The organism is Butyrivibrio sp. CB08 (genome assembly GCF_003625485.1).
In the GTDB taxonomy this organism is placed as follows: domain Bacteria; phylum Bacillota; class Clostridia; order Lachnospirales; family Lachnospiraceae; genus Butyrivibrio.
Genome location: NZ_RAIR01000006.1, coordinates 164,323 through 180,556 on the forward strand (window position 1 = coordinate 164,323; position 16,234 = coordinate 180,556).

The window sequence follows — 16,234 nt, forward strand, 5'->3', positions numbered from 1 at the left end:
CTCCTCATAAAAGGTATTATTTTGAATTCTGTTCGTTAAACTCTTTTACCATATTTGCCTTAGCTAAAAGAGAATCCTTGCGGATGTTCTTGTTTGAGTAAACATCCTGAGCTTTCTTGAGCTGCTGCTCTTTCTCAGCTTCGCTTATAGAAGAATTCTTAACAGTGTTAAGGTCGCTGTTTCTTGTAGAAAGGTTAGCGTACATATTCATCTGCTTAGTTGTCTTCTGCTTCTCAAGCTTCTCTTTGTACTTAGCTGTATTCTTGGCAATCTCAGCATCGATATCGATCTTATCAATGTGTCTGTTGATAATAATCTGCTGGAATGATCTTACAACCGCACCAGCAATCCAGTAGATACCCATACCAGCAGGAAGATTTAAGCAAAATACTGCTGACATGATAGGCATCATGAGATTCATAGTCTTCATTGACTGCTGCATCTGAGCTGTAGGATCGTCAGGATTAGCCTTGCCATTATCAGCTGGCTGAGGCATAAGTTTAACATTGATCCACTGTGTAAGTGCAGCAAGTAAAGGAATAATGATTCCTCCTATTAAAAGAAGGAAGTTCTTATTTGCAAAAGCATCCCTGATGGTAAACATAGGTGTATCACCAATGTTAAGACCAAGGAAATTGTTGAATCTAAGAAGTGCTGTATGAGTATTCTCAATAGAAGATGTAAGTGCTGGGAACTGATTTGTTAAGTTAGTCCAGTCAGTTGATGAAGCTTTATTGAGAACATCAATGAAAGTATTCTTGATATAAGTTGTATCACCTGATGTAAATGCAGCATCAGTGAACTGCTTTTTGTACTGATTAGCACTTGAGAGTGTCTGAATAAACTCAGCTGCTCCGCTTGTTCCGATAAGATCCTCAACAAGTGGTGAAAAAGCATCTCTTACGATTGTAACGTAAGCTGGCATTGAAAAGATAACACGATAAAGGGCAAACAGAATAGGCATCTGGATAAGGAGCTGCAGGCAGCTACCTGTCTGAGATACACCATACTTAGCATAGACCTCTTTGGTCTCCTGCTGCATAGCCATCATTGAGTCGTTATCTTTTTTGCCCTTGTACTTGGCCTGAATAGCCTGAAGTTCAGGGCTCATCTTGCTCTGAAGCTTAGAAAACTTCTGCTGTTTGTATGTCAATGGTAAAAGACATAAATAAATTACGATAGTAAAAATGATAATAGCAAGACCAATGTTAGGAATACCGATCGCATTCAGCACATTGAAAATGCCATTCATAAGATGACCAAGAAGCCAGGCTACTGGTCCTACGATTCTACCCTGATACTGGGTAAGTAAAACTCCCGTCAAAATTCGCCTCCTCTAATACACAAATAATTACCCAAAAATTATGGAACCGGATCGTACCCGCCACTTGAGAATGGATTACATCTGAGTATCCTCCATGCTGCAAGCAGTCCCCCTTTAATAGCTCCATATTTTTCTATTGCTTCCAGTCCATACTCAGAACATGTTGGAATGTATGGACATTTTGTTCTCTTTAATGGAGAAATGTACTTCCTATAAAGTTTGATCAAAAAGATTAATATCTCTTTCATCTAAATACCGCCATTTTTTCTTATGCGGGCCTTCCCAGCCAGATTCATCAGCGACTCCTCAATATCAAAATATGTGGCGTCCTGCGCACAGGCTCTGGCAACGACTACTATGTCCAAACCACTATTGAACATATCTTCATGTAGTCGGTAAGATTCTCGAACAAGTCTTGCAAATCTGTGCCTTACAACACTGTTCCCTACTTTTTTACTGCATGATATTCCTAGCTTGTTACAAGAAGTTCCATTTTCCCACACATACATTACTATAAATTTGTTGGCATAGCTTTTGCCATTCTCATAACAGTTTCGGAAATCACCTGTCTTTTTCATTGAATCTGAAAAAAGCATAGTCTCATCCTTCTAATAAGGAAAACAGATTATCCATGAGATGAAAAAAGGTCACATATATGTGACCTTTAAAATCATGCTGATAATCTCTTTCTTCCCTTAGCTCTTCTAGCAGCAAGAACCTTTCTGCCGCCCTTAGTAGCCATTCTAGCTCTGAAACCATGAACTCTGGCTCTCTGAAGCTTATGAGGCTGGAATGTCATCTTCATATTAAAACACCTCCTTCTTAAACAGACTAACCTTATATGATTTAAAGGTCCATTAAATGAGATAATGATCTCAAAATTGTCAATTGATTACATCCTGTGTGGAAAAAATCTTTATCATTATAATAGATAAAATCGGCTTGGTCAAGCCATTAATCCAAGGATTATAGATGAAAAAATAATTTGGATTTTTTTGAAAAAATATTGAACAACATATAGTGGCATAAAAAATTATCCACATCAAAATGTTGATTTTGTGGATAACTTGTGAATAATTAATTTTTATCGAAAGATATCCACATTTTTTCTGGATTTTGTGGAAAAAGCTGTACATAAATTGGACACATATAATCAAAAATCAAGTATTTAAGCCACTTCTGGCGGTAGATATTTAAAAGTGGAAAATAGGTAGTTTTTCCACAGCCTGATTTTTAAATCATTTTTCAACAGATTTTAAAAAAAGTTATCCACAATTTGAGTCTGTTTGATATTTAGGGGCATTTAATATAAAATAGAAAAAGTCTAAATTTATGCTTTGTTGGGGAATTTTTATATGCAATCATCTACTGAAATCGTTGAGAAATTAAAGGTAAATTGGGAATCCATCAAGAATACCATCAAAAATGAAGCTGGTATCACTGATATTTCTTATAAGACATGGATTGATCCACTTACCGTCTATGGTTTTGAAGAAAACACAGTCAAGATTTTAATTCCATCAGACAATTCTTTTGCACTTACATATATCGTTAATCACTACGTTGATTTCTTTAAGGTTACTATCTCTGAATTTTTGGAATCAATGGTTGATGTTTCTTTCATATTAAACAAGGACACTATTAATAATGAAGAAACACATGAAAATATATCATCAGTCAACGAAGAAACCCAATCTTCTTCTAATGTTGTCTATGAACAGGCAAATCTTAATCCAAGATATAGATTTGATACCTTCGTTGTAGGCAGCAACAACAAGTTTGCTCACTCTGCTTCACTGGCAGTTGCTGAGTCTCCTGGAATTTCTTACAATCCTCTCTTCCTCTATGGAGGACCTGGACTTGGTAAGACCCACCTTATGCATTCAATCGGACATTTCATCATTGAGCACAATCCACGTGCCAAGGTTTTATATGTAACATCAGAGCAGTTCACCAACGAAGTTATCGAATCCATCAGAAGCTCAAGAGCTGAGAACATGACAAGACTTCGTGAGAAATACAGAACTGTAGATGTTCTCATGGTTGATGACGTTCAGTTCATCATTGGTAAGGAATCAACTCAGGAAGAGTTCTTCCACACATTTAATGCTCTTCATCAGGCTGGTAAGCAGATCATACTTTCATCTGACAGACCACCTAAGGAAATGGAAACCCTTGAAGAGAGATTCAGATCAAGATTCGAGATGGGCCTTATCGCAGATATCCAGTCTCCTGACTATGAGACAAGGGTTGCTATCCTTCGTAAGAACGCTGAGAACTATGGTCGCAGCATTGGCGATGATGTAATTGACTATGTTGCTACCAACATCAAGTCAAACATCAGAGAACTTGAAGGTGCTCTCACCAAGATAATTGCTCACTCAAGACTTAACAATGTAGAGATTACTTTAGATAATGCCAAGGATGCATTAAAGGATATCATCTCTCCAGATACAACCAAGGTTATTACACCACAGCTCATCGTTGATACTGTCTGCGAGCAGTATGGTATCAAGAAGGACGATGTGGTTTCCAAAAAGAGAAACGCAGAGATTGTTCTTCCTCGCCAGGTAATAATGTATCTTTGCAGAGAACATACTGATGCTTCTTTAGAAGAAATTGGTAAGCTTCTTGGCAAAAAAGATCACACAACTGTTATGAGTGGAATCAGCAAAATCAAATCTATGATTCCTGGTGATGAAGATCTTAACAAGAACTTAGACATAATTGTTAAGAAACTCAATCCTTCTCTTTAAGTTTTAAACATTTTTAACCCACATATTGTGGATAAGTTGGAACAAAAAAGTGAATTGTCAGAGGATAAAATGTTGATTAAGGGTGGATAAGTATTTTCCACCCTTTTTTTCAAAAATTTGCCTTGTTTATAACTCTTAACTTTTCAACATCTAATTTTTTGTTTTCAACAGCTAAAAATTTGTAAAAAAGCCTTTTAAATTGTATAATAGAATAGGTTTTACACATATCAACATCTATTAATACTGTTTTTATTATTTATTAATAATTATTTTATAGTTATAAACTCGAAGGGAGTATTATCCAAATGAAATTCGCATGCTCTAAGTCTAATCTTGTGAGTGGACTGCAGATCGTTTCAAAAGCAGTTCCTTCTAAGACAACAATGTCTGTTCTGGAATGTATCCTTGTTGATGCTACAGAAGGAATCATCAAGTTCATCGCTAATGATATGGAACTTGGTATTCAGACAGTTGTAGAAGGAAATATTATAGAGAGAGGCTTTGTAGCTATTGATGCCAAGCTCTTTGTTGACATCGTAAGAAAGCTTCCTGATAACGAAGTTACTATTGAATCTGATTCTTCCAGTAAAGTAACCATCAGCTGCGAGAAGGCAAAGTTCAACCTCATTGGAAGAAAGGGTGATGATTTTACTTATCTTCCAACTATTGAAAAGATCGATGGAGTAGAAGTTTCTCAGTTTACTCTTAGAAATGTAATACAGCAGACAATTTTCTCTATCGCTGAGAATGACGCCAACAAGATGATGGGTGGTGAGTTATTTGAAGTTGATGGAGATAACTTAAAGCTTGTATCTCTTGATGGACACAGAATTTCCATCAGAAAGGTTAAGCTTGGAGGAAGTTATCCATCCAAGAAAGTCATCGTTCCAGGTAAGACTCTTGGAGAGATCAGCAAGATCTTAACTGACAGCACTGAGAAGATGGTAAGTATCTTCTTTACTGACAAGCATGTCTTATTTGAGTTTGATAAGACTACTGTTGTTTCAAGACTTATTGAAGGCGAGTATTTCAGCATTGACCAGATGCTCTCAAGTGATTACGAGACCAAGATGAGCATCAACCGCAAGGAATTCCTTGATTGTATAGACAGAGCAACTCTCCTTGTTAAAGAGGGAGACAAGAAGCCTGTTATCATTTCTGTTACTGATGGCAAGATGGAACTTAAGATCAATTCCACAATTGGTAGCATGGATGAAGAAATTGATATTGAGAAGCAGGGTAAGGACCTTATGATTGGCTTCAATCCTAAGTTTCTTATCGATGCACTTCGTGTAATAGAGGATGAGACTGTAGATATTTATCTTGTTAACCCTAAGGCTCCTTGCTTTATCAGGGACAAGGATTCAACTTATATTTACCTGGTTCTTCCTGTTAACTTCACTACAGTTGACTAATATTTTTTATAAAAAAGGATTTTCATGGAAACAATCAAACTTAGAGAAACAGATGACTTTATTAAACTTGGACAGGCCCTTAAAAAGGCAGGTCTTGAAGGATCTGGCGTTGATGCCAAGATGGACATTCAGTCAGGTCTTGTTAAAGTCAACGGAGAAATAGAAGAAAGAAGAGGCCGTAAGCTTTACGACGGAGATGTTTTTGAGTTTAACGGAACGCAGGTAAAAGTAGAAAAATGATCATAAAGTCATTGGAACTGGCCGATTTCAGAAACTATGACAATCTCAAAATAGACTTTAGCAGTGGTACCAATATTCTGTATGGGGATAATGCCCAGGGTAAGACCAATATCCTGGAAGCAATCTATGTTTCAGCAACTACTAAGTCTCACAAAGGCAGTAAAGACAAGGAAATCATAGGCTTTGGTAAGGATGAAGCTCATATCAGGACAATCCTTGAGAAGGACAATGCAGAATATCGAGTAGATATGCACCTTCGCGGCAATAAGTCCAAGGGAATCGCCATTGATGGGCAGAAGATAAAAAGAGCTTCTGATCTTATTGGTATGCTGAATGTTGTATTCTTTTCTCCTGAAGATCTCAGCATTATTAAAAATGGTCCTTCTGAGAGGCGCAGATTCATGGATATGGAGCTGTGCCAGCTTGATCAGATATATTTAAACAGCCTTTCTAAGTACAACAAGCTTGTAGTAGAAAGAAATAAGGTTCTAAAGGATCTGTTCGAACACCCTGAAAACAGCGTACTTCTTGATGTTCAGGACAAACAGCTGTGTGAATATGGATCCATCATCATAAAAGCCAGAGAAAAATTCATCGCAGAGCTTAATGAAATAATAAGACCAATTCATGAGAAGCTTACCGGGGGAAAAGAGCTACTGTCTGTTTACTACGAACCCAATGTGGAACTTACTGACTTTGAAAAAAAGCTCTCTGCATCCAGGAAAAAAGACATCTATGCCAAACAGACAACAGTGGGACCTCACAAAGATGATTTTTCTTTTATCGTCAGGAAAGCAGAAAACGATGATGGAATCGATATCAGGAAGTTTGGTTCTCAGGGACAGCAGCGAACAGCATCACTTTCTCTTAAACTGTCAGAAATAGAAATAGTTAAAAAGTCCAAGAAAGAAAACCCTGTTCTATTGCTTGATGACGTTCTGTCAGAGCTTGACAGCAACAGGCAGAACTATCTTCTCAATACGATAGGTAATATCCAGACAATCATTACCTGTACTGGTCTTGATGAATTTGTAAATAACAGATTTGAAATAGATAAACTGTTCAAAGTAACAGACGGAACAGTAAGCAGTGAAAACTAAGGAGTAAAAAATGAGTAACGAAGAAGTACAGTACGGCGCCGATCAAATTCAAATTCTTGAAGGTCTTGAAGCTGTAAGAAAAAGACCTGGTATGTACATTGGTACTACAGCGAGCAGGGGCTTGCATCATCTTGTTTACGAGATAGTAGACAACTCAGTTGATGAGGCACTTGCTGGTTTTTGTGACCACATAGAAGTTACTATCAATGAGGATAATACCATTGTTGTTAAAGATAACGGACGTGGTATTCCTGTTGATGTTAACCACAAGTCAGGTCTTACTGGTGTAGAAGTAGTATTTACTATCCTTCACGCCGGTGGAAAGTTTGGCGGTGGAGGTTACAAGGTATCTGGTGGTCTGCACGGAGTTGGCGCATCTGTTGTTAACGCTCTTTCCGAGTGGCTTGAAGTTCAGGTTACAAGAGATGGTAAGGTTTATCAGCAAAGATACGAGAGAGGAAAGGTTTGCTATCCTCTTAAGGTTGTTGGTGAAGCTCCATCAAACGCAACAGGTACAAGAGTTTACTTTAAGCCAGATGCTCTGATATTCAAAGAGACAACAGTTTACGATTACAACGTACTTAAGCAGAGACTTCGTGAAATGGCCTTCCTTACAAAGGGCCTTAGAATAACACTTACAGACCTTAGAGTTGAAGAGGGCGAGGATCCTATAGTTCAGACCTTCCACTACGAGGGCGGTATCAGTGAGTTCGTTCAGTACCTCAATAAGAGTAAGACAGCTCTTTATCCAGAGATCATGTACTTTGAGGGAAACAAGAACAACGTTCAGGTTGAAGTATCCCTTCAGCACAATGACTCATACACAGAGAGTATCTATACATTCGTTAATAACATCAACACTCCTGAAGGTGGTACACACCTTGAGGGCTTTAAGGCTGCTCTTACCAAGACATTCAATGACTATGCAAGAGCAAATAAGATGCTTAAGGACAACGAGGAGAATCTTTCTGGTGAAGATATCAGAGAAGGTCTCACAGCTATCATCAGTGTCAAGATCGAGGATCCTCAGTTTGAGGGACAGACCAAGCAAAAGCTTGGTAACTCTGAAGCAAGAGGTGCTGTTGCTGGTATAGTTGGCGAGCAGCTCACATACTTCCTTGAGCAGAATCCATCAGTAGCTAAGCAGATCCTTGAGAAGGCAATCCTTGCTCAGAGAGCAAGAGATGCAGCAAGAAAGGCAAGAGACTTAACAAGACGTAAGTCAGCACTTGACGGCTTTGGTCTTCCTGGTAAGCTTGCAGACTGCTCAGAGACTGACAGATCAAAGTGCGAGATCTTTATCGTAGAGGGAGACTCTGCGGGCGGATCAGCTAAGACAGCTCGTAGCAGAGCAACTCAGGCCATTCTTCCTCTTAGAGGTAAGATCCTCAACGTTGAGAAGGCACGAGTAGACAGAATTTATGGCAACAACGAGATCAAGTCCATGATAACTGCCTTCGGAACAGGTATCCATGACGACTTTGATATCAATAAACTTCGCTATGACAAGATCATCATCATGACTGATGCGGACGTAGATGGTGCACATATTGCAACTCTTATGCTTACTTTCCTGTACAGGTTCATGCCAGAACTTATCAAGGAAGGTCACGTTTATCTTGCTCAGCCACCACTTTATAAGCTTGAGAAGAACAAGAAGGTATGGTACGCGTACAGCGATGAGGAGCTCAACAAGATCCTCATGGATGTAGGAAGAGATCAGAACAACAAGATCCAGCGTTACAAGGGTCTTGGAGAGATGGATCCTGAGCAGCTTTGGGAGACCACAATGGATCCTGACAGAAGAGTTCTTCTTAGAGTAAACATCGACGAAGAGAGCGAATCTGATATTGATGTCACATTTACAACTCTCATGGGTGACAAGGTTGAACCAAGAAGAGAGTTCATTGAAAAGAACGCTAAGTTCGTTAAGAATCTTGATATTTAAGGATTGATAAAATCCATAGAATTGAGGTAATAAGATGGCTGATAACAACAACATCAACAACAATGATCTGTCAGATGACGTCTTTGACAAGACAACCACTGACAGAATAAAGGAAGTCGATCTCCAAAAGACCATGGAAGCAGACTATATCGATTATGCTATGAGCGTAATCGCATCCCGTGCGCTTCCTGATGTAAGAGACGGTCTTAAGCCAGTACAGAGAAGAATCCTGTACTCAATGATCGAACTTAACAACGGTCCGGACAAGCCACATCGTAAGTGCGCCCGTATCGTCGGCGATACAATGGGTAAATATCACCCTCATGGTGACAGCTCAATTTACGGTTCATTGGTAAACATGGCTCAGCCATGGTCCATGAGATATTGTCTTGTAGACGGACATGGTAACTTTGGTTCTGTGGACGGAGATGGCGCAGCTGCCATGCGATACACAGAGGCAAGACTTACCAAGATCTCTATGGAGATGATCGCTGATATCGGAAAAGATACAGTAGACTTCGTTCCAAACTTTGATGAGACAGAAAAAGAGCCTTCAGTACTCCCAAGCCGTTATCCAAACCTTCTGGTTAATGGTACAACCGGTATTGCGGTAGGAATGGCAACAAATATACCTCCTCACAACCTTCGTGAGGTTGTTAATGCTGTTGTTAAGATGATCGACAACAGAGTTGTTGAAGACAGAGAGACAGAGATCGAAGAGATCCTTGATATCATCAAGGCTCCAGACTTCCCAACTGGTGGTATCATCCTTGGCACAAGAGGTGCTGAAGAGGCATACAGAACCGGTCGTGGTAAGGTAGTTGTAAGAGCCGTTACAGATATCGAGCCTATGAGCGGTGGTAAGAACAGAATTGTTGTTACCGAGCTTCCATACCTTGTAAACAAGGCAAACATGATCGCTAAGATCGCTGAGCTTGTTAAGCTTAAAAAGCTTGATGGCATCACAGCTCTTAGAGATGAGTCAGACAGAGAAGGTATGCGTGTTGTTATTGAGCTTAGAAGCGATGTTAACCCTAACATCATGCTCAACAAGCTTTACAAGCACACACAGATGCAGGATTCCTTCGGAATCATCATGCTGGCTCTTGTAAATAACCAGCCAAAGGTTATGAGCATTACTGAGATGCTCACTCATTATATCAAGCACCAGGAAGAGGTTGTTACCAGAAGAACCAAGTACGACCTCAACAAGGCAGAAGAGAGAAACCACATCTTAGAGGGTCTGCTCATTGCCCTTGATAATATCGACGAAGTTATCAAGATCATCAGAGGATCCGAGACAGTAGCTATAGCAAAAGAGCAGTTGATGGGAAGATTTGGACTTTCCGATGTTCAGGCCCAGGCTATTGTTGATATGAGACTTCGTACTCTCACCGGTTTGGAGAGAGACAAGCTTGAACAGGAGCACGCTGAACTCCTCAAGAAGATTGAAGAACTCAAGGCTATCCTTGCAGATAGAAAGCTCCTTCTTGGAGTTATCAGAAAAGAGATCATCGAGATCTCTGATAAATACGGCGATGACAGAAAGTCACAGATAGGCCATGACGACTCTGATATTGATATGGAGGACCTCATCCCTAACGTAAACACTGTAATTGCCATGACAGATCTTGGATACATCAAGAGAATGTCAATTGACAATTTCAAATCCCAGAACCGCGGTGGTAAGGGAATCAAGGGTATCACAACAATTGAGAACGACTTCGTGGAAGATATCCTTATGACCACAACCCATAACTACGTAATGTTCTTTACAAACACAGGAAGAGTGTACAGACTTAAGGCTTACCAGATTCCTGAGGCATCAAGAACATCCCGCGGAATGGCAATTGTAAACCTTCTTCAGCTGGCACCAGGAGAGAAGATCTCAGCCATGATCCCTGTTACAGGATTTGAGGATGAGGAGAAATCTCTTTTCATGGTTACCAAGAAGGGAACAGTTAAGAAGACTCCTATCACAGACTTCTCAAATGTAAGAAAGACAGGACTTGCAGCTATAAGCCTTCGTGATGATGATGAGCTTATCGAGGTTAAGACTGTAAAGAAAAATTCTGAAATATTCCTTGTAACCAAGAATGGTATGTGTATCCACTTCGATGAGTCTGATGTACGTTCAACAGGCAGATCATCAATCGGTGTTCGCGGAATGATGCTTGATGATACAGACGAGATCGTTGGAATGCAGATCGATACTCAGGGAGATTCCCTTCTTATCGTATCTGAGAACGGATATGGAAAGAGAACAGATCTGACAGAATTCCACAGCCAGTTCAGAGGTGGTAAGGGTGTCAGATGTTACAAGATAACAGAAAAGACTGGAAATGTAGTAGGCGTTAAGGCAGTAAACGACGAGAACGAGATCATGATGATCACCAACGCAGGAATCATCATCCAGCTCAGAATGAGCGACATCTCCGTTCACGGAAGAGTTACATCAGGTGTTAAGATGATCAACCTTGATAAGGGCGTAACCGTAGCCAAGATTGCCAAGGTAAGAGAGAAGATCTCTGACGGTGAAAAAGACATCGATAACATCGACGATATTGCTGAAAACGTTGAAGAAGAGTCATAAGCTTTTTTAACATTCTTGTGGGGTGGAAATCTTATGAACATAGGACTTCTTGTAACAGAATTTGAAGACAAGGAAGTAAAAAATCTTATCATAGGTGCTGATAAAGCCGCCAGGGACAAAGACATTACCCTGGTCATCCTGCCAGGTAAGTATATCCTGTCAGATGACAAGAGCGGCGATAAGCCCTTTGATTACCAGTATAGTGCGCTCTTTGATTATGCCAGATCATCAGACTTTGATGCGCTTATTATCGACATCGAGAGAATCGGCTCAAAATCAACGATCCTAAAGAGGGAAGCATTCCTTAAAAAGTTTGAGGGTATACCTGTGCTTACACTGACAGAGCAGGAGGGATACCCATGCGTCAATCCGGTTGGTGATGTTCAGGAAAAGTCCATGCAGCTTGGCTATGAGGCTGTATGCGATGCAGTATTTTATGTTAAGAACCAGGTAATCCCACCAGCAGAAGCACCTCAGACCTTCTCATTTGAAGAAGTGCCTGAGTCAGTAATGCTCTCAGTTTTGTCTGAAGTAAGCTATCTTCTTTTCCACAAGAAGTATGAGACAGATAAAGCCTATGAGATCTTTACTGGCATCGGACTTAAGAACGGTATCAAGAACAGCGGAGTGCTGCTCTATGACAAGAAAATCAGAAATACAACCAAGTATCCATGGGAAAAACCTGAGGAGATCTACATAAAGAGCGCTGTTATTGGCGGTCAGGAAGTTAGTTTCTCTGATGGAGACATGCGCTTAGATACAGACAAGATCATCTCAACTTTCTCAAAGGGGAAGAGAAATACCTTCGTCCTTGGAGATCTGTTCGTTGGTGAAAACCAGATAGGCCTTGTGATCTCAGAGTATATTGAAGGCGTTGTGGTAGATTACTATTTTGATAACCTGGTTAGCCTTATTACCGGAGTATCAAGGCTTTCACAGATAGAGAGAGAGCTTGAGAAGACCACAGAAGAGCTCTATGAAGTTCAGGAAGAGCTTGCAAGAGACGACTCAGTTCTTGATCACATTGGAGATCAGGATTATCTTACAGGAGGTCTTAACAGAAGAGGCTTCTTCGCCAAGGCTTATGACCTTCTGAAAGAGAAGTTCGTAGATGGCAAATATGCTGTAGTTACCTACATCCACATGGAATCCCTTAAGCAGATCAACACGATGTTTGGTCACGAAGAGGGCGACAGAGCGGTTAAGAGAGTAGCTCAGATTCTTGAAGAAGTATTTGACGGCTGTATCTACGGAAGGATTAGAGGCGATGAGTTTGCTGTGATCATGATCGAGGACGAAGAGGGAAGAGCTGAGTCCCTTAGAGAAGAGATGCAGAGTCAGAACGCCAAGCTTCTTAATGATCCGGGAAGATATATCAACCACCTTCAGTACTCAGTCTGCGAATTCAGTCATGAAGAGAATCTCTCACTTCGTGAGATGCTCAAGGAAACAGACGAGAACTTAAAGAGAATAAAAGGTAATTTATAATGGCAAAAAAGCTTGTTTCATGGAATGTAAATGGACTCAGAGCCTGTGTTTCCAAGGGCTGCTTTGATGAGTTCATGAAAAAAGAAGACCCTGATGTGATCTGCCTTCAGGAGACCAAGCTTCAGGAAGGTCAGATAGAAATGGACCTTCCAGGCTTTGAGCAGTACTGGAACTACGCAGAGAAAAAGGGATACTCAGGAACAGCTCTTTTTACAAAAGAAAAACCACTTTCCGTGTCCTATGGAATGGGAATTGAAGAGCACGACCATGAGGGAAGAGTCATCACTGCAGAATATCCGCAGTACTACCTGGTAACTGTATATGTTCCCAATGCGAAAGAGGACTTATCAAGACTTGAGTACCGTCAGGTCTGGGAAGACGATTTTCTTGCATTTATCAAAAACCTTGAAAAGAAAAAGCCAGTGATATATTGCGGCGACCTGAACGTAGCCCATAAAGAGATAGACCTTAAGAATCCCAAGCCAAACAGAGGACATGCGGGATTTACAGATGAGGAGCGTGCCAAGTTTGACAACGTGGTAGGAGCAGGCCTTGTAGACAGCTTCCGTCATTTCTATCCTGATCTTGAGGGTGCATACTCATGGTGGTCCTACCGCTTTAATTCAAGAGCCAAGAACGCAGGCTGGCGCATCGACTACTTTGTAGTATCAGAAAGCTATATGAAAAATGTGGAGGATGCTAAGATCTATGCAGATGCTCTTGGTTCCGATCACTGCCCGGTTGGTCTGATACTTAAATAATCTGTCAAAATAAAAAGGCTGAGATATTAGGATATCTCAGCCCTGTTTTTTAGAGAATCTTGTTTATAAAGCTGTCCACCTTAAGCCAGTAGTTGGTTGGATCTTTAACTACTCCTTCAATGTGGGCTGCGCCAAGGATCATGCAGTACTGCTTCTTGCAGCTAGCTGCTTCATACAGCCTTGAACACATGTGAGGATCAATAAATCTGTCATCATCGCCATGGATAAAGAGAGTTGGTGTCTCAGATTTTTCCACAGCCTTGATTGGAGTGACATCGTTGATATCATAGCCTGCGCGAAGATAGATGATAGCGCGGGAAACTGCAAGAGCAATTGGTGTTGGAAGGAAAGATCCAGGGAAGCTCTTGTAGGTTGCAGCAAACTGCTCGCGAAGTGTTGAGTAGGAGCTGTCTGCGATGGCGCCCTTTACATTTTCCGGAAGGTGCTCGCCTGTAGTAAGAAGCGTTGTGGCAGCGCCCATGGACATTCCGTGGAGGATTATCTTAGCCTCCTTGTCCTTTTTGATCAACCAGTAGATCCACTCCATGATGTCGAGCCTGTCATCGAGACCATAGCCAATGTAGTCTCCTTCGCTCTCTCCAAAGCCCCTAAGATCTGGAAGAAGACAGTTAAAGCCTTTTTCAAGATAGTGCTTGGCGTAAATACCGTTGGATTCGTGGTTATCCCAGATGCCGTGGATAAGGATCACGTAGTTGTGAGACTCATCTGCTGCAGGAATGTAGCTTGCATGGAGCCTTATCTGATCAATAGCTTCAATGAACACATCCTGTCTTGAAACGTGATTTCTGACAAACCTGCGACCCTCAGTGATAGCCGGGTCAAAGTCGTTTGCACCATGATGTTCATGGGGTTTTGTTGAAATCTTATAGATGTAATCTGAGAAGGCATAAACACCGCCAAAGAGAGCGGTAAATATACCGAGTTTTAGAAATGTATTTTTCTTACTCATGAAAAAGTCCCTATTCTTCCTGTAAATTTAAATATATATTAACATTTTTTACTATCACTAACAAATTATGATATACTCTTTTCGAGTTTTAAACGTGGAGACGGATAATGGGTTTTAATTCCTTTAATTTTATACTCCTGTTTTTGCCAATTCTCCTGGTGGTCTGGCATCTTCTGAACAGGTCAAAAAAGTATATCCTGGCAGATATTTTTCTGACAGGAATGTCGCTGTACTACTATTACACCTTTGGAATCTCATTCCTGGTGATCCTGCTTGTGAGCATTGCTGTTAACTACGCTCTTAGTCTTGTGATAGACAAAGCGCCTGGATCAGCTAAGGCCGTAAAGGTGATAGGCGTACTCTTTAATCTTTCACTTCTTTTCTACTACAAATATCTTGGATTTTTCATGGACAATGTAAGCGCCGTGACAGGTGCAGACTCTTTTACCAAAGAGATCCTTATGCCCATCGGTATCAGCTTTTTTACCTTTGGTCAGATCTCTTTTATTGTGGACAGAGCAAATGGAGAGGCCAAAGACTACTCATTCCTTGAGTATATCCTCTATACAGCTTACTTCCCTAAGCTGATCCAGGGTCCCATCGCATTCCACAAGGAGATGATAGATCAGTTCAGACAAAAGAGCCTTAGGCGCTTTGACACTGAGCGCTTCACCAAGGGCCTTATGAGCTTTATCATCGGACTTGGCAAAAAAGCAATTCTTGCTGACACCCTTGCAAAAGCAGTAAACTACGGCTTTATGAACACCTATTCGCTGGATACTCTGACAGTTATCATGGTAATGCTGGCTTATACCTTCCAGATCTACCTTGATTTTTCAGGATACTGTGACATGGCTGGTGGTGTGAGCCTTATGCTTGGCTATGAACTTCCAGTCAATTTCAATTCCCCATACAAGGCTGCAACCTCAAAAGAGCTGTGGCAGAGATGGCACATGACTCTCTCCAGGTTCTTTATCAAGTACGTTTACATCCCTTTTGGAGGCAGCAGAAAAGGGAAAGCAAGAACTGTGATCAACGTCCTTATCGTATTTGTTCTTAGCGGTTTATGGCACGGCGCAGGCTGGACATATATCTGCTGGGGCCTTATGCAGGGACTTCTTGTAGTGTGGGATGACCTTGGAATCGTTGGAGTTAAGCCATCTGTAGATGCTGAGAATTCTGCAAAGAAGCCAAGGTATCTTCTCAGGGAAAAGCCTCTTTTGATGATACCAAGAGCTCTTTCCAACGCCCTGACATTTCTTATGTTTGTGATTTCTCTTATTTTCTTCAGATCTCAGGATATGGCTTATGCTATTGCCATGTTTAAGAGAGCATTCTACTGGACTTATCCGGGATTCATTTTCAGGACCGCATCCAAGCTTGAGATCGGAGAGAACTATATTTTGAGACAGCTCTTTTTACGTGGGGGACTGCCTGGCGGTGAGAACATGGCTTACCTTATCACCATGATCGTTCTCCTTGCTGTCAGCGGATTTATCATGACAAGAAAGAACACCAGGGAAATACTAGAGACCACAAAGTTTAGTACAAAGACAGCTCTTGGCCTTGCGATAGTTTTTGTATGGTCCTTTATTTCTCTTTCTAACGTGAGCACATTTATCTATTTCCAGTACTGATG

Annotated in this window: 14 protein-coding genes; 9 read left to right on the plus strand and 5 right to left on the minus strand. The window is 40.8% G+C overall.

The window, feature by feature from the left end:
* Positions 1 to 16: 16 nt before the first annotated feature.
* The 4 genes from D6855_RS11890 to rpmH form a co-directional block, all read right to left on the minus strand.
* Entirely contained in the window at positions 17 to 1,324 is a 1,308-nt protein-coding gene (locus D6855_RS11890) for a YidC/Oxa1 family membrane protein insertase (RefSeq protein ID WP_120741358.1), read from the minus strand.
* 38 nt (positions 1,325 to 1,362) lie between these two features.
* Positions 1,363 to 1,572, minus strand: a complete 210-nt coding sequence (yidD, locus tag D6855_RS16810; protein WP_022769286.1) for a membrane protein insertion efficiency factor YidD — start codon at positions 1,570 to 1,572, stop codon at positions 1,363 to 1,365.
* On the minus strand, positions 1,573 to 1,920 hold the full coding sequence (gene rnpA / locus D6855_RS16815; RefSeq protein WP_199712446.1) for a ribonuclease P protein component: 348 nt from the start codon (positions 1,918 to 1,920) through the stop codon (positions 1,573 to 1,575).
* Between the two features lie 74 nt (positions 1,921 to 1,994).
* Entirely contained in the window at positions 1,995 to 2,129 is a 135-nt protein-coding gene (gene rpmH, locus D6855_RS11900; RefSeq protein WP_013282343.1) for a 50S ribosomal protein L34, read from the minus strand.
* A 550-nt stretch (positions 2,130 to 2,679) separates the two neighbouring features.
* Between rpmH and dnaA the strand changes: the two genes are divergently transcribed.
* The 8 genes from dnaA (at position 2,680) to D6855_RS11940 (ending at position 13,625) form a co-directional block, all read left to right on the plus strand.
* Positions 2,680 to 4,080, plus strand: a complete 1,401-nt coding sequence (gene dnaA, locus D6855_RS11905) for a chromosomal replication initiator protein DnaA (RefSeq protein ID WP_243111912.1) — start codon at positions 2,680 to 2,682, stop codon at positions 4,078 to 4,080.
* Positions 4,081 to 4,385: 305 nt separating this feature from the next.
* The gene (gene dnaN / locus D6855_RS11910; RefSeq protein WP_120741360.1) at positions 4,386 to 5,495 is read left to right on the plus strand and encodes a DNA polymerase III subunit beta; all 1,110 of its coding nucleotides are present in this window, start codon (positions 4,386 to 4,388) and stop codon (positions 5,493 to 5,495) included.
* Between the two features lie 24 nt (positions 5,496 to 5,519).
* Positions 5,520 to 5,735, plus strand: coding sequence for an RNA-binding S4 domain-containing protein (locus D6855_RS11915; RefSeq protein ID WP_120741362.1), 216 nt, complete (start codon positions 5,520 to 5,522; stop codon positions 5,733 to 5,735).
* The gene (gene recF, locus D6855_RS11920; protein WP_120741364.1) at positions 5,732 to 6,835 is read left to right on the plus strand and encodes a DNA replication/repair protein RecF; all 1,104 of its coding nucleotides are present in this window, start codon (positions 5,732 to 5,734) and stop codon (positions 6,833 to 6,835) included. Before D6855_RS11915 ends, recF begins: the two co-directional genes overlap by 4 nt.
* Before the next feature lie 10 nt (positions 6,836 to 6,845).
* Entirely contained in the window at positions 6,846 to 8,783 is a 1,938-nt protein-coding gene (gene gyrB / locus D6855_RS11925) for a DNA topoisomerase (ATP-hydrolyzing) subunit B (RefSeq protein ID WP_120741366.1), read from the plus strand.
* A 34-nt stretch (positions 8,784 to 8,817) separates the two neighbouring features.
* Complete coding sequence (gyrA, locus tag D6855_RS11930; RefSeq protein WP_256372312.1) at positions 8,818 to 11,376, plus strand: DNA gyrase subunit A; 2,559 nt, start codon at positions 8,818 to 8,820, stop codon at positions 11,374 to 11,376.
* 33 nt (positions 11,377 to 11,409) lie between these two features.
* Positions 11,410 to 12,864 carry a GGDEF domain-containing protein gene (locus D6855_RS11935; protein WP_120741368.1) on the plus strand — a complete coding sequence of 485 codons (1,455 nt, stop codon included), beginning with the start codon at positions 11,410 to 11,412 and terminating at the stop codon, positions 12,862 to 12,864.
* Entirely contained in the window at positions 12,864 to 13,625 is a 762-nt protein-coding gene (locus D6855_RS11940) for an exodeoxyribonuclease III (RefSeq protein ID WP_120741370.1), read from the plus strand. The genes D6855_RS11935 and D6855_RS11940 overlap by 1 nt, the downstream gene beginning before the upstream one ends.
* A gap of 49 nt (positions 13,626 to 13,674) precedes the next feature.
* Here the strand turns inward: D6855_RS11940 and D6855_RS11945 are convergent, their stop codons facing one another.
* On the minus strand, positions 13,675 to 14,595 hold the full coding sequence (locus D6855_RS11945; RefSeq protein ID WP_120741372.1) for an alpha/beta hydrolase: 921 nt from the start codon (positions 14,593 to 14,595) through the stop codon (positions 13,675 to 13,677).
* A 107-nt stretch (positions 14,596 to 14,702) separates the two neighbouring features.
* Between D6855_RS11945 and D6855_RS11950 the strand changes: the two genes are divergently transcribed.
* Entirely contained in the window at positions 14,703 to 16,232 is a 1,530-nt protein-coding gene (locus tag D6855_RS11950; protein ID WP_120741374.1) for an MBOAT family O-acyltransferase, read from the plus strand.
* Positions 16,233 to 16,234 lie beyond the last annotated feature (2 nt).